General features: G+C 71.0%; 14 protein-coding genes. 7 read left to right on the top strand and 7 right to left on the bottom strand.

The window, feature by feature from the left end:
• Positions 1 to 57: 57 nt before the first annotated feature.
• Together BM290_RS17440 and BM290_RS17435 are read left to right on the top strand one after the other, a co-directional pair.
• On the top strand, positions 58 to 408 hold the full coding sequence (locus tag BM290_RS17440) for an ArsR/SmtB family transcription factor (RefSeq protein WP_239143450.1): 351 nt from the start codon (positions 58 to 60) through the stop codon (positions 406 to 408).
• 3 nt (positions 409 to 411) lie between these two features.
• Positions 412 to 897, top strand: coding sequence for an SRPBCC family protein (locus BM290_RS17435; protein ID WP_093615226.1), 486 nt, complete (start codon positions 412 to 414; stop codon positions 895 to 897).
• Positions 898 to 907: 10 nt separating this feature from the next.
• On the opposite strand, the gene BM290_RS17430 is transcribed toward BM290_RS17435, so the two are convergent.
• Positions 908 to 1,648: a glycosyltransferase family 2 protein gene (locus tag BM290_RS17430; protein WP_093615224.1), complete on the bottom strand. Its 741-nt coding sequence runs from the start codon at positions 1,646 to 1,648 to the stop codon at positions 908 to 910.
• Positions 1,649 to 1,773: 125 nt separating this feature from the next.
• Between BM290_RS17430 and BM290_RS17425 the strand changes: the two genes are divergently transcribed.
• The 3 genes from BM290_RS17425 (at position 1,774) to BM290_RS17415 (ending at position 4,760) form a co-directional block, all read left to right on the top strand.
• On the top strand, positions 1,774 to 3,933 hold the full coding sequence (locus BM290_RS17425) for a SpoIIE family protein phosphatase (protein WP_177319764.1): 2,160 nt from the start codon (positions 1,774 to 1,776) through the stop codon (positions 3,931 to 3,933).
• 75 nt (positions 3,934 to 4,008) lie between these two features.
• The gene (locus tag BM290_RS17420; RefSeq protein WP_093615220.1) at positions 4,009 to 4,359 is read left to right on the top strand and encodes an STAS domain-containing protein; all 351 of its coding nucleotides are present in this window, start codon (positions 4,009 to 4,011) and stop codon (positions 4,357 to 4,359) included.
• Entirely contained in the window at positions 4,356 to 4,760 is a 405-nt protein-coding gene (locus tag BM290_RS17415; RefSeq protein ID WP_093615218.1) for an ATP-binding protein, read from the top strand. Before BM290_RS17420 ends, BM290_RS17415 begins: the two co-directional genes overlap by 4 nt.
• Positions 4,761 to 4,810: 50 nt before the next feature.
• On the opposite strand, the gene BM290_RS17410 is transcribed toward BM290_RS17415, so the two are convergent.
• From BM290_RS17410 to BM290_RS17395, 4 genes are all read right to left on the bottom strand, one after another.
• Positions 4,811 to 5,593: an RNA polymerase sigma factor SigF gene (locus BM290_RS17410; protein ID WP_093615216.1), complete on the bottom strand. Its 783-nt coding sequence runs from the start codon at positions 5,591 to 5,593 to the stop codon at positions 4,811 to 4,813.
• A gap of 125 nt (positions 5,594 to 5,718) precedes the next feature.
• Positions 5,719 to 6,201, bottom strand: coding sequence for a hypothetical protein (locus tag BM290_RS17405; protein WP_143133801.1), 483 nt, complete (start codon positions 6,199 to 6,201; stop codon positions 5,719 to 5,721).
• 55 nt (positions 6,202 to 6,256) lie between these two features.
• Entirely contained in the window at positions 6,257 to 7,129 is an 873-nt protein-coding gene (locus BM290_RS17400) for a polysaccharide deacetylase family protein (RefSeq protein ID WP_239143449.1), read from the bottom strand.
• Positions 7,130 to 7,258: 129 nt separating this feature from the next.
• Positions 7,259 to 11,635, bottom strand: a complete 4,377-nt coding sequence (locus BM290_RS17395; protein WP_093615210.1) for a fibronectin type III domain-containing protein — start codon at positions 11,633 to 11,635, stop codon at positions 7,259 to 7,261.
• A gap of 409 nt (positions 11,636 to 12,044) precedes the next feature.
• Here BM290_RS17395 and BM290_RS17390 point away from each other — a divergent pair, with 409 nt between their 5' ends.
• Positions 12,045 to 13,571, top strand: a complete 1,527-nt coding sequence (locus tag BM290_RS17390; RefSeq protein WP_093615208.1) for an AMP-binding protein — start codon at positions 12,045 to 12,047, stop codon at positions 13,569 to 13,571.
• Here the strand turns inward: BM290_RS17390 and BM290_RS17385 are convergent.
• On the bottom strand, positions 13,564 to 14,334 hold the full coding sequence (locus tag BM290_RS17385) for a GntR family transcriptional regulator (RefSeq protein WP_177319763.1): 771 nt from the start codon (positions 14,332 to 14,334) through the stop codon (positions 13,564 to 13,566). The genes BM290_RS17390 and BM290_RS17385 overlap by 8 nt on opposite strands.
• Before the next feature lie 266 nt (positions 14,335 to 14,600).
• On the opposite strand from BM290_RS17385, the gene BM290_RS17380 reads away from it, so the two are divergent.
• Positions 14,601 to 15,062, top strand: a complete 462-nt coding sequence (locus tag BM290_RS17380) for a DUF427 domain-containing protein (RefSeq protein ID WP_093615204.1) — start codon at positions 14,601 to 14,603, stop codon at positions 15,060 to 15,062.
• Between the two features lie 72 nt (positions 15,063 to 15,134).
• On the opposite strand, the gene BM290_RS17375 is transcribed toward BM290_RS17380, so the two are convergent.
• Positions 15,135 to 15,791, bottom strand: coding sequence for a TetR/AcrR family transcriptional regulator (locus BM290_RS17375; RefSeq protein WP_093615202.1), 657 nt, complete (start codon positions 15,789 to 15,791; stop codon positions 15,135 to 15,137).
• Positions 15,792 to 15,801: the final 10 nt, after the last annotated feature.

The raw sequence follows: 15,801 nt of genomic DNA, 5'->3' as shown, positions 1-15,801 counted from the left end.
CACGCGCCGTCCGCGCCTCCTTGACAACCTACAACCGATTGGTTGTACGATGAGGTGGTGACCGAGGATGCCGACCGGGCGGACGCCCTGTTCCACGCGCTCGCCGACCGCACCCGACGCGACATCCTGCGCCGTGTGCTGGCCGGGGAGCACTCGGTCTCGGCGCTCGCCGCGAAGTACGACATGTCCTTCGCGGCGGTGCAGAAACACGTCGCCGTGCTGGAGAGGGCCGGTCTGCTGATCAAGCGGCGCAGTGGCCGCGAGCAGCTGGCCAGCGGCGACGTGGCGGCGGTGCGGTCGGTGGCGTCCATGCTCACCGAGCTCGAACAGATCTGGCGCGGCCGGATCGCCCGCATCGATCTGCTGCTCTCCTCCGATCCCGACTCCGACTCCGACCAGGAGGACTGACCCATGCCTGTGACCGATGTCCAGCACGACCTCGACGCTCTGACCTTGACGATCACCGCGGACTTCGCGGCGCCGGTGGAGCGGGTCTGGCAGGTGTATGCGGACCCGCGCCAGCTGGAGAAGGTGTGGGGTCCGCCGACCTACCCCGCCACCGTCGTCGATCACGACCTGACGCCCGGTGGGCGGATGACGTATTACATGACCAGCCCGACGGGGGAGAAGCACGCCGGTTACTGGGTGGTCGGCGAGGTGGACGAGCCGCGGTCGTTCACGTTCGAGGACGGGTTCGCCGATGCCGACTTCAATCCGCTGCCGGGTCTGCCGGTGTCGCGCTGTGTCTACACGTTCGCCGAGCACGACGGTGGCACGCGGGCGACGTATGTGAGCGCGTACGCGTCGGCGGAGGCGTTGCAGCAGGTGCTGGACATGGGTGTGGTGGAGGGCGCGTCGGCGGCGATCGGCCAGATCGACGTCCTGCTCGCCGGCTGACCGGCCCGGGTCAGTGCGGGGCCGGCCCGGCCGTGGGGGTGCGCCGCCGGCGGATCTGGCCGGTCAGTGACGCGGCGGTGTATCGCAGCAGTGGGCGGTACACGCGCATCGAGTCGGTGACGCCGCTGAAGTTGGAGGCGCTGTTGCCGTCGAGGTAGCGGGTGGCGATGTCGACGGTGGTGATGGGGCGGCCGGTCGAGGCGGCGTCGAGCAGGGTGTTCATCTCGTAGTCGAAGCCGTCGCCGGGCACGGTGCACAGCCAGTCGAGCAGTCCGGCGGAGAAGCCGCGCAGTCCGGTCTGGGTGTCGTCGACCGGGTAGCCGGTGGCGGCGCGGAAGAGTGCGCCGGTGACGGTGTTGCCGAGGCGGCTGGCGGCGGGCATCCGGTCGAGCTTTCGGACGCCGAGGACGATGTGGCCGGGCCGGATGCGGTCGGCGACGCGGCGGATGTCGGTGGTGTGGTGCTGGCCGTCGGCGTCGGCGCAGACCACGTCGGCGTCCGGGTGGGTGGCGCGGATGTGGGCGAATCCGGTTTTCAGGGCGGCGCCCTTGCCGAGGTTGGCGGGGTGCCGCAGGACGGTGGCGCCGAGGTCGCGTACGGCGGTGAAGGTCTTCTGGCCGGTGGTGTCGTTGCCGTCGTCGACCACGACGAGGCGGGTGCCGGCGGGCATGTCGGAGCGTAGGTGTGCGGCCAGGTCGATCAGTTCGGGCTGGGGGCGGTAGACGGTCAGCAGCACGACGGTCCGGGGCACGTGTTCTCCTCGTTGGCGGTGGTGGGTACGGCTGTCGTACCCCGCGGAGGTGATCGCGAAGCGGGGTTCACCCGGGTGTAGCGTGGGTGTTCGTCTACCGGCGGCGTCGGCGAGGTGGGGTATCGGTGTCCGCTGCGGTGCGGTCCTGGCGGTTGGTGCCGGTGCTTGTCGCGGTGGCGGTCGCGTATGTGGCAGGCGCGTCGCTGGCTTTCGTGGGTTTCGGTGCGCCGTCGATGGTGGTGTTGTTCCTGCCGGCGGGTGTCACGCTGGCGGCTCTGGTGCTCAATCCGTTGCGGCGGTGGCCGTGGATTCTGCTGGTGGTGGCCGGGGCCGAGCTCGCGGTGGACGTGTCGCACGGGATGCCGGTGCGATGGGCGTGCGGGTTTGCGCTGGCCAACACGGTGGAGCCGGTGGTGGGCGCGGTGTTGTTGCGGCGGGTCGTGCCGGGCCGGGTGGATCTGCTGCGGCGTCGTCATGTGCTGGCTTTCCTGCTGTGCTGTGTCGTGGGTGGCCCGCTGGCCGGCGCGGTGGTCGGTGCCACCTCGATCGCGGTGAACATGGGCAGGTCGTGGTGGCCGTCGTTCGTGTCGTTCTGGACCGGGGACGCGACCGGTGTGCTGGTGGTCGGCGGGTGTGTGCTGGCGTGGTGGCTGGGTGACGGTCGCCCGCCGGTGCGGCGGTCGGTGGCGGTCGTGGGTCTGGCGGTCGCCGTGACGGGGGCCGGGTTCTGGCCTCAGGAGCGGCCGGTGTTCTATCTGCCGCTGGTGGTGTTGTTCGGGTTGGCGTTCACGCAGCCGTTCGCGGTGACGCTGACCGCCGGTGCGGTGACGACCGTGGTGGCGAACCTGATGACCAATACCGGGCATGGGCCGTGGGCGGCGCTGGACACGCAGGATCAGTGGCGGGCGCTGACGTTGCAGGCGTTTCTGGCGACGATGGTCCTCGGTGCGTGGGGGTTGTCGCTGGGGGTGGCCGAGCGGGATCGGGCGCGGTCGGACACGACGGTGGAGCGGCGGGCGCGGTTGCGGCTGCATGCGTTGCAGGTGTTGACGCGGGATCTGTCGAGGGCGGTGACGTCGGAGGCGATCGCCGAGGCGGTGGTGCGGGACGGGATCGGGTTGCTGGCCGATCACGGCAGTGCCGCTGTGGTGTCGCCGGACGGTGCGGAGATTCTGGTGTGGGCGTCGTCGGATCTGCCGGTGGATCTGGTGCGGCGGTATCGGCGGGTGCCGTTGGGGGCGGCGACGCCGCACACGGATGCGGTGCGGTCGGGGCGGCCGGTGGTGTTCCAGTCGCAGGAGGAGCTGGTGGGGGCATACCCGGCGTTGGCTGAGCATTATCGGTTGTCGGGTATTTCCAGCAGTGTGTGCATGCCGATCCGGGACGGTGGGGAGACGCTGGGGTCGTTGGCGTTCAGTTTCGAGTCGCCGGGCCGGGTCGAGGATGACGTGCTGGCGACGGCTGCGGCGCTGGCGACGTTGTGTGGGCAGGCGTTGCGGCGGGCGCGGGCGTACGAGCAGGAGCGGGATGCGGCTCAGCAGTTGCAGCGGGCGCTGTTGCCGCCGGTTGCGGACGGGTTGCCGGGGGTGAGTTTCGGCGCCGGTTATCGGCCCGCTGATGTGGGGCATCAGGTGGGCGGTGACTGGTATGACATGTTCGCGCTGCCGGGTGGTCGTGCGGGGTTCGCGGTGGGTGATGTGGTGGGTCATCAGGTGACGGCCGCGGCGGCGATGGCACGGTTGCAGTCGGCGTTGCGGATCGTGGCGCAGGACGCCGACGGGCCGGCGCGGGTGTTGGAGCGGTTGGACGGGGCGAGCGCGTTGATCGCCGATTCGATGATGACGACTGTCGGGTTCGGTGACTATCAGCCGGCCACGGGTGTGTTGCGGTATGCGTGTGCGGGTCATCCGCCGCCGTTGCTGGTCACCGCCGGTGGTGCCCGCTTCCTGTGGGAGGGGCGGTCGATGCCGTTGGGGGTGGGTGAGAGCCGGTGGTGTCAGGGTGAGGTGGTGGTGGCGGAGCCGGCTGTTCTGGTGTGGTACACCGACGGTCTGGTGGAGCGTCGGGGTGAGGCTGTCGGTGATGCGATGCGGCGGCTGGCCGAGGAGGCGGGGCGGTGTGGTCCGGCGGACGCGCAGGGGTTGTGTGATCGTCTGATGGGGCACATGGTCGGTGCGGGGGCGCTCACCGATGACACGGCGGTGATGTGTATCCGGTTCGTGCCGGTGGATGCCGCCGGTGGGGTGGGGCCGGTCCCGGGTCCGGCGGTTCGGCCGGGGCCGTAGTACGCTCGGCGGGCCTCACGTGGATCGGGCTGTGTCGTGCCGGTCTCTGTCTCCTGGAGGGTTCCGCGGCCTGTCATGTCGGACTTTCAGGTACGTGTCGCGCCGGAGCCGGGCCGGGTGGTGGTTCATGTGGCCGGTGTCTGCGATCTGCGTCATCGTGAGGAGCTGACGGTTGCGCTGACCGGGGCGGCGGATGCGTCGCCGCTGGTGGTGGTGGATCTGGCGGCGGTGGAGTTTCTTGATTCCAGTGGGTTGCACGCGCTGGTGACGGCTCATCGGGCGGCGCGGCGGCGGTCGGGGAACGTGTATGTGGTCGGTGCGGTGGGCTCGGTGGCGTCGGTGTTGCGGATGACCGGCATTCTGCGGTTGTTGCAGCCGCCCGCTTCGGTCGGTTCGGTTGTGGCGCCGTGCTCGGATGCGGTATGAGCGGGCCTTCTGAGCAGGCGACGGATGGTGTCGCGACGGTCGCCTACGGCGATGCGGGGGATCTGCCGGGGGTTCGGGCGCTGGCGCGGGCGAGGGCGAGGGCGTATGGGTTGGCCGCGGATCAGGTGGACGGGCTGACCATCGCGGTCAGTGAGCTGGTCACCAATACTCTGCAGCACACTCGTGCGGGTGGCCGGTTGCGTATCTGGGGGGACGGGTCGTCGCTGTATTGCGATGTGATCGACGGTGGTCCGCAGCGGCGGCTGGGTGCGGTCATGCCGGAGCCGACCGCTGAGCGGGGGCGTGGGCTGGCGATCGTGGAGCGGTTGTGTGATGAGGTCACGTCGCTCACCGATGGGGGTTTCACGATCATCCGGTTGCGGATGGTCCGGCGCGGGTGAGGCTGGGAGTCTCCTCCGCGTCCGGCGGCGTCTGACTCGTGCGGAGGCGTTCAGAGGTCGGGGGCGCCGAGGTGGCGGCGCAGTTTGGTGAGGGCCCGGGTGAGCAGCCGGGAGATGTGCATCTGGGAGACGCCGATGCGTTCGGCGATCTGCTGCTGGGTGAGGTTGCCGTGGAAGCGCAGGGTGACGATGGTGCGTTCGCGGTCGTCGAGGGTGGCGAGGGCGGGGCCTAAGGCGGCGCGGAGTTCGGCGAATTCGTAGCCGTCGTCGGGGCTGCCGAGGGTTTCGGCGAGTTCGGTGCCGGTGTCGCTGACCGGGGTGGACAGGCTGGTGGAGGTGTAGGCGCGGGCGCCTTCGAGGCCTTCGATCACCTCGTCCTCGGTGATGTCGAGGTGGGCGGCGATGTCGGTGACGGTGGGGGAGCGGCCGAGGCGGTGGCTGAGGGTGCTGTTGGCGTCGGTGATGGCGAGTCGCAGTTCTTGCAGGCGGCGGGGTACGCGTACCGACCAGGTCCGGTCGCGGAAGTGTCGTTTGAGTTCGCCGACGATGGTGGGGACGGCGAATCCGGGGAAGTCGATGCCGCGGCTGGCGTCGTAGCGATCGATGGCTTTGATCAGGCCGATGACGGCGACCTGGTAGAGGTCGTCGCGGGGTTCGCCGCGGTTGGCGTAGCGGTTCGACAGGTGTCGTGCCAGTGGCAGCCAGGCTTCGATGGTCCGGTCGCGGAGGGCGGGGCGTGAGGGGTGGCCGGCGGGGAGTGCCGCCATCGTGGTGATCAGCTCGCCGGCCTGGTCGGTGGTCGCGCTGGTGGTGGTCTCGGCGATGACGGTCATGGGGGTGCTCCTTGCGGTCGGTTCCTGGTCCGGGGTGCGGTGGTGAACGCTCGTGGGAGCGCTTCCACCGGGTGCCGTGCCCTCTTTCCCCCTGAGGGCGGGAGGCTGAAACCAGGTCGACGGGGTTATTGCGTGTCGGGGCCGTTGTGGGATTCGCGGCCGGCGCGCAGTTCGTCGAGGCGTGCCTGGGCGCGCTGGACGGCGGCCCGGGAGCGTTCGAGGAACGCGTCGCTGCGGTCGAGGCGCGACACCTCGCGGGCGAAGGCGCCTTGGACCTGTCTCATCGGGTCCGGGCGCGGGTCGGTGCCGTTGGTGCTGCGGGTGTGGCGTTCGTCGAGGTCGTGTTCGCGTGCGGTGGCGTGGGCCTCGCGGATGTTGGCGATGGTGTCGCGTTCGTCGGCGAGGCGTTCGCGGTGTTCGGCGGCGACCTCTCGTTCGGCGAACAGCCGGGCCCGTTGTTCCACGGCTTCGCGCAGGATGGTGAGTTCCTCTTCGAGGCGGGTGAGTCGGCGCTCCCGGTCGTCGAGTGCCTGCTCGCGGGCATCGAGCGCCTGCTCGCGGGCGTCGAGTTCCTGCTCGCGTTCGGTGCGGTGGTCTTCGCGGAACACGGTTCCATCGTAGTTGCTCATCCGGGTCGTCCGGCTTGCGGTGGTGGCCGGCGTGCTACGGCCGTGGGCCGGCGCTGGGCGGGCCGGCCGAGGCGGGCGGCTGCCCGGCCGCGGGCATGTAGTCCTCCAGCAGGGCGGGGGTGAGGCCGGCTTTGTGGATGGCCTTGAGGGCGCCGACGAAGTCGTCGCGGAACGCCTCACGGAAGTGCATCAGGAGGATGTCGCCTGGTTTGACCGGCTTGCCGACCTGGTAGCGGACCTTGCCCTTGTGCACGGTCTCGGTCCACATGAACGCGGCGGTCATGCCGCAGTCCTTGGCGGCGCGCAGGGTGGTGGCGTCCTTCTCGCCGTAGGGCGGCCGGAACAGGGTGGGGCGGCGTACGAACCAGGTGGCGAGTTCGTCGGCGGAGTCGCAGATCTCGCGTTTCTGGAATTCGTAGGACTTGCCGCGCAAGCCGGTGTGGGTGACGGTGTGTGCCTCGACGACCGCGCCGGCGTCGATCATCGGCCGGAAGTAGCCGGGGTCGTCGCGGACGGCGTCGGTGGTGAGGAACAGGGTGACCGGCACGCCGGCGGCGGCGACCAGCTCCTGGCCTTCGGGGAGTTTGAGGTAGCCGTCGTCGATGGTGAGGAACGCGACCTTCTGGTCGGTGGGGATGCGGTGCAGGTATTCGACAGCGTCGCCGCCGGGCAGGGCGATCGGCTGCGGGGGCGGGGCGGGCGCGAAGTCGGGGATGCCGTAGCGGGCGCGCCGGGCGGACAGTGCGGCGGCGGGGTCGGGGCCGGCCGGCGCCGGTGAGGCCGCGGGCGTCCCGGACGGCGCCGCGGGTGACGCGCTGGTCACGGGGGCCGGGTTCGCGGTGCAGGCGGCCAGCGCCACGACCGTCGCCGCGGCCGTCATCACCTGAACAATCTTCGCGTAACGCACCGCGCGATCCTGGTGGGTGTGATGTGAAGCCGCGGTGAAGGGGCGCTGCGAGGTGGTGTGCGTCACCGTCGTGGTGACGCACCCGTCGTCGTACGATCACCGGCTGTCAGGTGATCCGGTGGAGCCGTCTCAACAGGCGCCCTGGTCGCGCCACGGGCCGTACGGGTCGCCGGGCTCCTGGTTGCGGGTCCACCACGCGGCCCGCCACCGGTGGCCGTCGTGGTGCGCGACCTCGCCGCCGGTGTAGATCCACGACGGGGTCCACGTGAGGGCGGTGGTGTCGCCGCAGCTGACCGGTGTGCCGGCCTGTGCCCACGCGCCCCACGTCGAGGCGCCGGGCGTCTGCCCGAGAGACCACCACTGTGCCTGGTAGGTGTGGCCGTCGTGGCGGACGAGGGCGCCGGTGGGGTAGACGGTGGCCGCCGACCAGTCCGCCGGGACGACGGTGACCCGGTGGGTGGCCGTGATTCGCGGCGCCGCGACCGACGTGGCCGTGATCAGCGCCGTGCCGTAACCGGCGCCGGTCACGACACCGCCGGCCGAGACGGTGGCGACCGACGGGTCGGAGGACTGCCAGGTGACGTCCTGGACGGCCTGCCCGGGGGTGATCGCGGCGTTCAGGGTGACCTGCCGGCCGGGGGTGACCTCGGCGGGCCCGGTAACGGTGGCGGCGGTGGGCAGCCAGAACGGTGTGACCGGTGCGGACGGTGCGGAGGCCGGCGACGTGCCGGCGGCGGTGTGGGCGACGACGGTGAAGGTGTACGCCGTGCCGTTGTCGAGTCCGGTGACGCGGCAACCACCGGCGCCCGTGGCCGTGCATCCGCGCCCGTCCGGCGTGGCGGTCACGGTGTAACCGGTGATCGGCGAGCCGCCGTCGGAGCCCGGGGCGTCCCAGCTCACCTGGGCGGTGGTGTCGCCGGCGACCGCGGTGACCCGGGCCGGGGCGTCGGGGGTGGTGCGGTGCACGGCGAGCCAGCTGATCACCGGGTCCTGCGAGCCGGTCCTGGCGACGGTGTAGGTGATCACCGTGGGGGTGGTGACGGTGAAGGCCACGGCGCCGGTGGCGCGGGTGGTGGTGGCGTTGAGGCTGATCGGGGTGCCGGTGACCGTGGCCGCGCCGACCGTGACGGTCTGCGACATCGGCCGGGTCTGGCCCCACCACTCGGTGAACCCGGCGGTCAGCACGTACTGTCCGGGATCCAGCGGCAGCCGGTAGCGGATGGTCTTGTTGCTGCCGGCCCAGTTCCCGGTGGAGAACTTGTCGGCCGGGTCGGTGCCGCCCTTGACGGTGATCCCGTCGTTGACGTAGCCCCACTGGTCGGCGGCGGCCGACACCTGGTCGGCGGTGGTGTTGACCACGAGCCCGGCGACGGCCTGGTACTGCGGGGAGCTCTGCCCGGCGGCGAGGCCCGCGTCGATGTAGTAGATCAGCGACGGCGGGACGGTCTCGTAGGCGGCGGTGAACGCCTGCCGCTTGCCGTCGGCGTAGGCGTCGTTGGTCCACCCTTCGACGGTGAGCGTGGTGTAGGCGGTGCGGGCGGTGGCGCGGCTGGCGGCGGTCCAGGTGACCTCGTGCGGGCGGCCGTCGATGACCACTGTGGCCGGCAGGTCGCCGCTGGTCCGTACGGCCCCGGCCAGGCCCAGGTCGCGGCGGGTGTCGGTGACGTCGGCCGGCCGCAGGCCGTCCGCTGCGGCGGTGAGGCGGGCCGCGATCTGCGCGACACCGATGGTGTCCAGGCCGGGCAGGCCGGCCAGGGCGGCGTCGGCCTGGTCGCGGGTGGCGGCGAACACCGCCCACGTCGCTGGTGACCAGTCGCCGGGCGCCGGGCTGCCGGCCGCCGTCAGGGCCTGCCGGATCGGGGTGGTGTCGACCGGCCCGTCGACGTCGCCGGAGATCGCGGTGACCGCGTCGAGGACCAGCGTGCCCGACCTGAGCGTGACGGTTGCGGTGTGCGGGCCGTCGGCGAGACCGCGCAGGGTGTACGTCGACTGGCGTTTGCCGGTGCTGCCGGTGGGGGCGCCGGCGGCGAGAGGCAGCCCGTCGACGGTGACGTCGAGGGTGGCGGCGCCGGTGTTGCCGCCGATCAGGTCGAGGCCGGTGCCGTTGAACCCGACGGTGACCGTGGACCCGGCGGTGCTGCTGGTTGAGGTCGTGCGGTGCCAGTCCATCGCGTCACCGGAGGCCGCCCGGTGACTCCACGTGCCCGTGTAGCCGACGGCGCTGTCCATGTTGTCGACCAGCGATACGGCGTACGGCGCGAAGCCCTTGATCTTCTCGATCTTGAGGTTGTCGAAGCCGGTGCGGTAGAAGTCGCTGGACAGGTTGACCCGCCCGGCCAGTTCCGGGGTGGGGTCGGTGAAGGTGTGGACCGCGGCGCCGTCGACGAAGGCGGTGACGGTGGCGCCCTTGGCCTGCAGCGCGAGGGTGTAGCCGCCGGCGGCGGGGCGGGCGCCGGTGGCGATGGTGGCGCCGTGCCGGGCGAAGGTCCAGGCGCCGGCGCGGGTGATGCGCAGCTGGTAGGCGGCGCTGTCGGCGGTCATGCCGGTCTGCTGGCGCACGCCGATCCCGGCGGAGCCGCCCGCCGGGTCGGGGAACGACACGTCGACGCTCGCGGTGTAGTTGTGCCAGCGGAAGTCGCCGACCAGCGTGTTGGGGGTGGTGCGGTTCCAGGCGGCGGTGTCCTTCATCGACTGGTCCATCAGCTGGTACAGCATGTGGTCGCCGACCTGCCAGGCGCCGGTCTGGTCGACCAGGTAGCGGGGTTCACCGCCGCGTGAGGCCAGGTACGGCCGGGTGGTGTCGCCGACGCGGACGTCACCTTCCTCGGCGTAGGCGAAGTCGTCGGCGTACAGGATCGTGTCGCCGGTGTCGTGGTTCTTGCCGGTCGCGTCGGTGTCCAGGACCGTGCGCGGCAGCGGCGGCGGCAGCGGCTCGCCGGCGCTGGTGTCGACGGTGGTGAAGGTGACGATCGAGCGCGGCTGCACCGGGTAGGTGTAGTAACCATCGCCGTCGGGCCGCAGGGTGGCGGTGCGGCGCATGTAGTGAGCGGCCCGCGTCTCCCACACGTTGACGACCGGATCGTCACCGAGATCCATGTTGTCAACATTGATTCTGTACATCTTGATCTGATCGCTGTCGTTGACGGCGATCGTGGAGAAGTCCCGTCGCTGTGGATCGGCGAGGGTCAGATAGCTGGGCGCGCCGTTGGAGCCGTCCAGGTTCTCGGTGCCGCTGACCCCGCTGTAGCTGGCCTCCGGCACGGTGCGCCAGATGCCGGCGGTGTTGGTGTCGTTCTCCCAGCCGGTGGTGGCGAACCGGGTGAAGTGCTGCATCACGTAGATCGCCGCGTCGTAGTGGATGCTGCCCGACCAGGGGTCGCGGGCGCTGAGCAGCTCCTTGTGGCTGTACTGGGCACCCTCGTAGAACGAGCCGATCGCCGGCTGGAACAGGTAGTGGGTGCGTTTGGACCGGTAGTAGCCCTTGACGCTGCGGTTGGCGAGATCCAGAGCGCTCTGCAGGCCGCCGATGCCGGTGCTCGCGCCGCCCGGGCCCTCGGTGTTGTTGACCCGGTAGTCGGTGAACCCGAACGAGCCGACGCCCTCGCTGTACCAGACCTCCTTGTCGCGGACGGTCGCCAGCTTGGTGTAGGGCTCGTAGGTGTTGCTGGTGGCAGCGCCGTCGTAACGGTCGTCGGTGTTGTAGTGGTACCCGACCGCGTCGACGATCTCGAACAGCGACTGGTCGTCGAGCAGCGCCGGTCCGATGTTCTTGGTCTGGTTCTCGTCCGAGGCGACAATCTTGATCCTGCGGTACGCCGTACCGACCGCCGCCTGCTCCGACGCGGGGATCGCGTACCGCGGATCGGCGAAGTCGGTGTCGGTGACCAGGGCGTTCTTGTAGTACTTGAGGAACGCGATGTCCGGGCTGGTCGTCTCGTTGGTGTCCGGGTTGACGTAGTCGACGAGGTAGCCGTACTTCTCGTACGCGTCGAGGATCGTCTCCTTGTACCACCGGTACATCTCGTCGCGGCCGGTGCCGGCGTTCCAGGCGGTCTGGACCCAGGAGGGCATGGTCCAGCGCAGGATCGACACTTTCAGATCGGGATTGACCGTTTTGGCGTCGGCGGCGAGCTGGAAGCCGGGGGAGCGGGAGGCGTCGGCGAGCTCGGTGGCGGTGCGCATGGTCGCGGCGTCGGCGCCGGTGGAGTTGTTGGTGTCCGACCCCATCTCGATCTTGACGTGGTTGATCAGCGGGTGGCCGCCGCCGAAGAGCACGTCGATGAGCTGCCAGTAGCGGGCGGGCTGCTCGGCCTTGTAGTCCATCAGCAGGTTGCTGGTGCTGTTGGCGCTGATCAGGCCGAGGCCCTTGTAGGGCAGGCCGTGCACGTTGCCGGCCCGGACGTCGTCGCCGTCGACGAGCACGTCGACGGTGTCCGCGGCGGCCGCCGCCGGGGACACCGCGAATCCCGGGGCGAGGGCCACCGCCACCGCGGCGCAGCCTGCCATCCACCGTCTCCTGCGCTGTGCGCCCACGCTGCCACTCCCGAGGTGATCAGTGACGAACCTGTTACGGGAGTAAACCGCTCACAACAAGACACGTCAATGCTCGAACGAGCAGAAACGATCGCAAATGATCATTCGGATCACGGATGTCAAGATCCGTCCCTGTCGTTCCACGAGCCCGGGCACCTCGAGAGCCGGGCGCGCCCACCTCCGGGTGCCGGAGGTCGCCGGCACGCTCACGGGCGGCCGGCTGCTGTGGCCGGGCACCCGCTCGCGGCGATGACCGGGTTAGGGTCGGCGCAATGAGCGTGCGATTCCCACTCGTCATCGACCGCGCCGCGAGCGGATCGACGCCCGTGGCGTGAACCGGACCCGACCGTGACGGGCCGGGCCGCGACGGAAGGAGCTGTGGATGTTCTTCAACCTCGGTGTTCGTGACTTCCTAGACCGCGCGGAGCTCGTCTACGGCGACCGGGTCGCGGTCGTCGACGAGCCGGAGCAGCCCGCCGCGTCGTGGGGCGAGCTCACCTACCGGCAGGTCGCGCAGCAGGCCCGGGGACAGGCCGCCGGCCTGGACGCGCTCGGGGTGCCGGTCGGCGGGCGGGTGGCGATCGTGTCGCACAACTCGGCGCGGATGCTGACCTCGTTCTTCGGGGTGTCCGGGTGGGGGCGGATCCTGGTGCCGGTCAACTTCCGGCTGGCCGCCGCCGAGGTCGGCTACATCGTGGAGCACTCCGGCGCCGACGTGCTGCTGGTCGACCCGGAGCTTCGGGGACTGCTCGACACCGTCCGTACCAAGCATGTGTTCGTCCTCGGGGAAGACGATCAGGCGGTTTTCGGCAACCGTGAGCAACCGCGGCCGTGGGACGGCGACGAGGCGGCGACCGCGACGCTGAACTACACGTCGGGCACCACCGCCCGGCCCAAAGGGGTGCAGCTCACCCACCGCAACCTGTGGCTGAACGCGGCCGTGTTCGGGCTGCACACCACGGTTACCGACAACGACGTGCTGCTGCACACGCTGCCGATGTTCCATGCCAACGGGTGGGGCATGCCGTACATCGTCACCGGCCTCGGCGGCCGGCACGTCGTGCTGCGCAAGATCGACGGCACGCAGATCCTGCGGCGCATCGCACAGCACCACGTGACGCTGCTGTGCGCGGCGCCGGCGGTGGTCAACGCGGCCCTCGACGCGGCCCGCACGTGGGACGGCGAGATCCCCGGCCGCGACCGGGTGCGCATCGTGGTGGCCGGCGCGCCGCCGCCGACGCGCACCATCGAACGTGTCCGCGCCGAACTGGGCTGGGAGTTCATCCAGATCTACGGGCTCACCGAGACGTCACCACTGCTCACGGTCAACCGGATGCGCACCGAATGGGCCGGCGCGCCCGCCCGCGAACAGGCCCGGCTGCTGGGCCGTGCCGGGACCGCGGCGCTGGGGGTACGGCTGTCGGTCGACGACAGTGGCGAGGTGCTGGCCCGCTCCAACCACAACCTCGACGGCTACTGGGACAACCCGGCCGAGACGGCCCGCGTACAGGAGGGCGGCTGGTTCCACACCGGAGACGGCGGAACCCTCACCGACGGCTACCTGACGATCTCCGACCGGAAGAAGGACGTCATCATCAGCGGGGGCGAGAACATCTCCTCCATCGAGGTCGAGGACGCGCTCAGCTCGTACCCCGCGGTCCGGGAAGCGGCGGTGATCGGCATCCCCGACGAGAAATGGGGCGAGCTGGTGACCGCGCTGGTCGTCACCGACGGCACCCCGGTGACCGCCGAGCAGCTGATCACCCACTGCCGTGCGCATCTCGCCGGATACAAGTGCCCCAAGCGGGTGGAGTTCCTGGACGCGCTGCCGCGTACCGCCACCGGCAAGGTCCAGAAGTTCAAGCTGCGCGAGCCGTTCTGGCGCGACCGCGACCGGCAGGTCAACTGAGCCAGCTGCGCTCGAAGACGATCTTGTGGCGGTCGCCGGGCAGGATGTTGACCGTGCAGCGCACCGGGCGGCCGCCGGCGGTGTAGCCGGTGTCGTAGTGCACCGCGACCGGTGTGCCCGGGCCCAGGCTGAGCCGGTGGATCTCCTCGGGGGTGGGCATCCGGATCAGGATCTCGTCGATCGCCCGGTCCTGCCGGTGACCGAGGTCGGCCAGCACCTGATCGGTGCCGCGCGGGATGTAGGCCGGCGACATGATCGCCGATTCCTTGACCAGCTCCAGCGGGAAGTGCGAGTCGTTGATGTTGATCGGCTCGCCGTTGATGAACCGCACCCGCCGCCGGGCCACGACCGTGACGCCCGGCTCGACCCGCAGCCGGTCGGCCAGATCGGCGCCGGCCTGCACGAGCGCCACCTCGATGCGCTGGCTGGGCACCCGGCCCTCGGCGGCGATCTGCTGCGAGAACCGATCCATCATCTCCGGGGTCACCGGCCGCGGCCGTGACCTCTCCTGCGGCCGGTAGATCATGTGCTCACGCCGGCGCACGAAATGGCCGTGCGGACGCCGCGCGACGATCAGCCCCTCGGTGACCAGCAGGCTCAGCCCCGTACGCACGGTCTGGCGCGCCACCCCGAACTGCTCCGCGATCGTGTGCTCGGTGGGCAGCTGGTCGCCGGCGCGCAGCTCGCCGGAGGTGATCAGGGCCCGGAACGTCGCGGCGATCCGCTGGTAGGCGGGAGTGCTGGGGTGGGGGTGAGCTTCCACAGGCCGCCTCCGCCGTCTCGCTGCCAATGTCTGGTCAATCTAAGCATTGCCCGTTGACGGTGTGCCGGGCAGCTGCCAGCATCGATGTACACATTGTCTGGTCAATGAGGTGCGCCGATGTTCTGGATCATCGTCGCCGGCGTGTTCGTGCTGGCCGTGATCGTCGTGGTCGTCATCGGCCTGGCTCTCGGCGGCGGCCACGGTGACGGCGACAGCGACGACGCGGGTGAGGCCTGAAACCGCACGGATGCTGGCAAGCTGGGGTGATGGAATCCGTCTGGGACTACCCGCGCCCGCCTCGGGTGGAGCGCGCCGCGGCAAGGGTGACCATCGTGCACGCCGGCCGGGTGATCGTCGACAGCGACCGCTGCCTGCGGGTGCTGGAGACCTCGCACCCACCGGTCTACTACGTGCCCCGCGACGACATCGCCGACGGCGTCCTGCAGCCCGGCGACGGCCGGTCGTACTGCGAGTTCAAGGGCGTCGCCACCTATTGGGACCTGGTCGTCGGCGACGTCCGGGTGCCGCGGGCGGGCTGGTCCTACGAGCGGCCCGCCCCCGGCTACACCGATCTCGCCGGGGCGGTCGCCTTCTACCCGAGCCGGGCCGGTGAGTGCCGGGTCGACGGCGAACTGGTCCGGGCGCAGGAGGGCGACTTCTACGGCGGCTGGATCACCGCGGACATCGCCGGGCCGTTCAAGGGCGGACCGGGCACGGCCGGCTGGTGAACCGGACCTGAGTGGCGGACACCGGCTGGCGCACTCGTCCCCGGCCCCACGGCGCGCGGCCGCATGGCCCGCTCATCGGCTGCCCAGCAGGCCGGTGAGCACCCGCGCCACGGTGTCCTCGAAATCCGGCGCCGGCGCGAGCGGGCCGCCGGCCAGCGCCGCCGTCAGGTGCGGGTGCCGGCCCGCCGCGACCACATGCCCCAGGTAGGCGCCCTGCCGTTGCCCGGCGCCCGGCCCGCGCTCGTGCAGAGCCAGCGCCGCGGTGAGCGTGGTCATCACCCCGAACGCCTCCAGCTTGCGGCCCGCGCCCGCCGGATGCCCGGCCAGCACCGCCAGCACGTGCTCCAGCAGGTCCGCGCCGTGCGGTCCCAGGGCCGGCCGGGTGAGCACCAACTCCGGCAGCCAGCCGTGCCGGCGCATCAGCTCGCGGCCCTGCCGGCACACCTCCAGCAGCCCGGCCAGCCACGGCCCGCCCGGCTCCGGCAGCCGATACCCGGCCGCCACCTCGTCGGTCATCAGATCGAGCAGATCGTCGCGGCTGTCGACATAGCGGTACAGCGACGCCGCGCCGGTGCCCAGCTCGGCGGCGACCCGGCGCATCGAGACCGCGGCCAGGCCCTCCCGGTCGGCCAGCGCGATCGCCGCCGCCGTCACCTCCGCCCGCGACCGCTCGGCGGGACGGCCCACCCCCGTACGCCGCTCCCGCAGCCACACCGGCACCGCGTCCATGCCACCCCTT

Origin of the sequence: Actinoplanes philippinensis (assembly GCF_900113015.1) — a bacterium.
Lineage (GTDB): Bacteria > Actinomycetota > Actinomycetes > Mycobacteriales > Micromonosporaceae > Actinoplanes > Actinoplanes philippinensis.
This window is presented reverse-complemented; position numbering and strand designations above follow the sequence as displayed.

What these genes read in the sequence shown, in the direction of transcription:
- BM290_RS17435 (WP_093615226.1), top strand. Translation starts at nt 412, where the DNA reads ATGCCTGTGACCGATGTCCAGCACGACCTCGACGCTCTGACCTTGACG.
- BM290_RS17420 (WP_093615220.1), top strand. Translation starts at nt 4,009, where the DNA reads ATGTCGGACTTTCAGGTACGTGTCGCGCCGGAGCCGGGCCGGGTGGTG.
- BM290_RS17415 (WP_093615218.1), top strand. Translation starts at nt 4,356, where the DNA reads ATGAGCGGGCCTTCTGAGCAGGCGACGGATGGTGTCGCGACGGTCGCC.
- BM290_RS17410 (WP_093615216.1), bottom strand. Translation starts at nt 5,593, where the DNA reads ATGACCGTCATCGCCGAGACCACCACCAGCGCGACCACCGACCAGGCC.
- BM290_RS17395 (WP_093615210.1), bottom strand. Translation starts at nt 11,635, where the DNA reads ATGGCAGGCTGCGCCGCGGTGGCGGTGGCCCTCGCCCCGGGATTCGCG.
- BM290_RS17390 (WP_093615208.1), top strand. Translation starts at nt 12,045, where the DNA reads ATGTTCTTCAACCTCGGTGTTCGTGACTTCCTAGACCGCGCGGAGCTC.
- BM290_RS17380 (WP_093615204.1), top strand. Translation starts at nt 14,601, where the DNA reads ATGGAATCCGTCTGGGACTACCCGCGCCCGCCTCGGGTGGAGCGCGCC.
- BM290_RS17375 (WP_093615202.1), bottom strand. Translation starts at nt 15,791, where the DNA reads ATGGACGCGGTGCCGGTGTGGCTGCGGGAGCGGCGTACGGGGGTGGGC.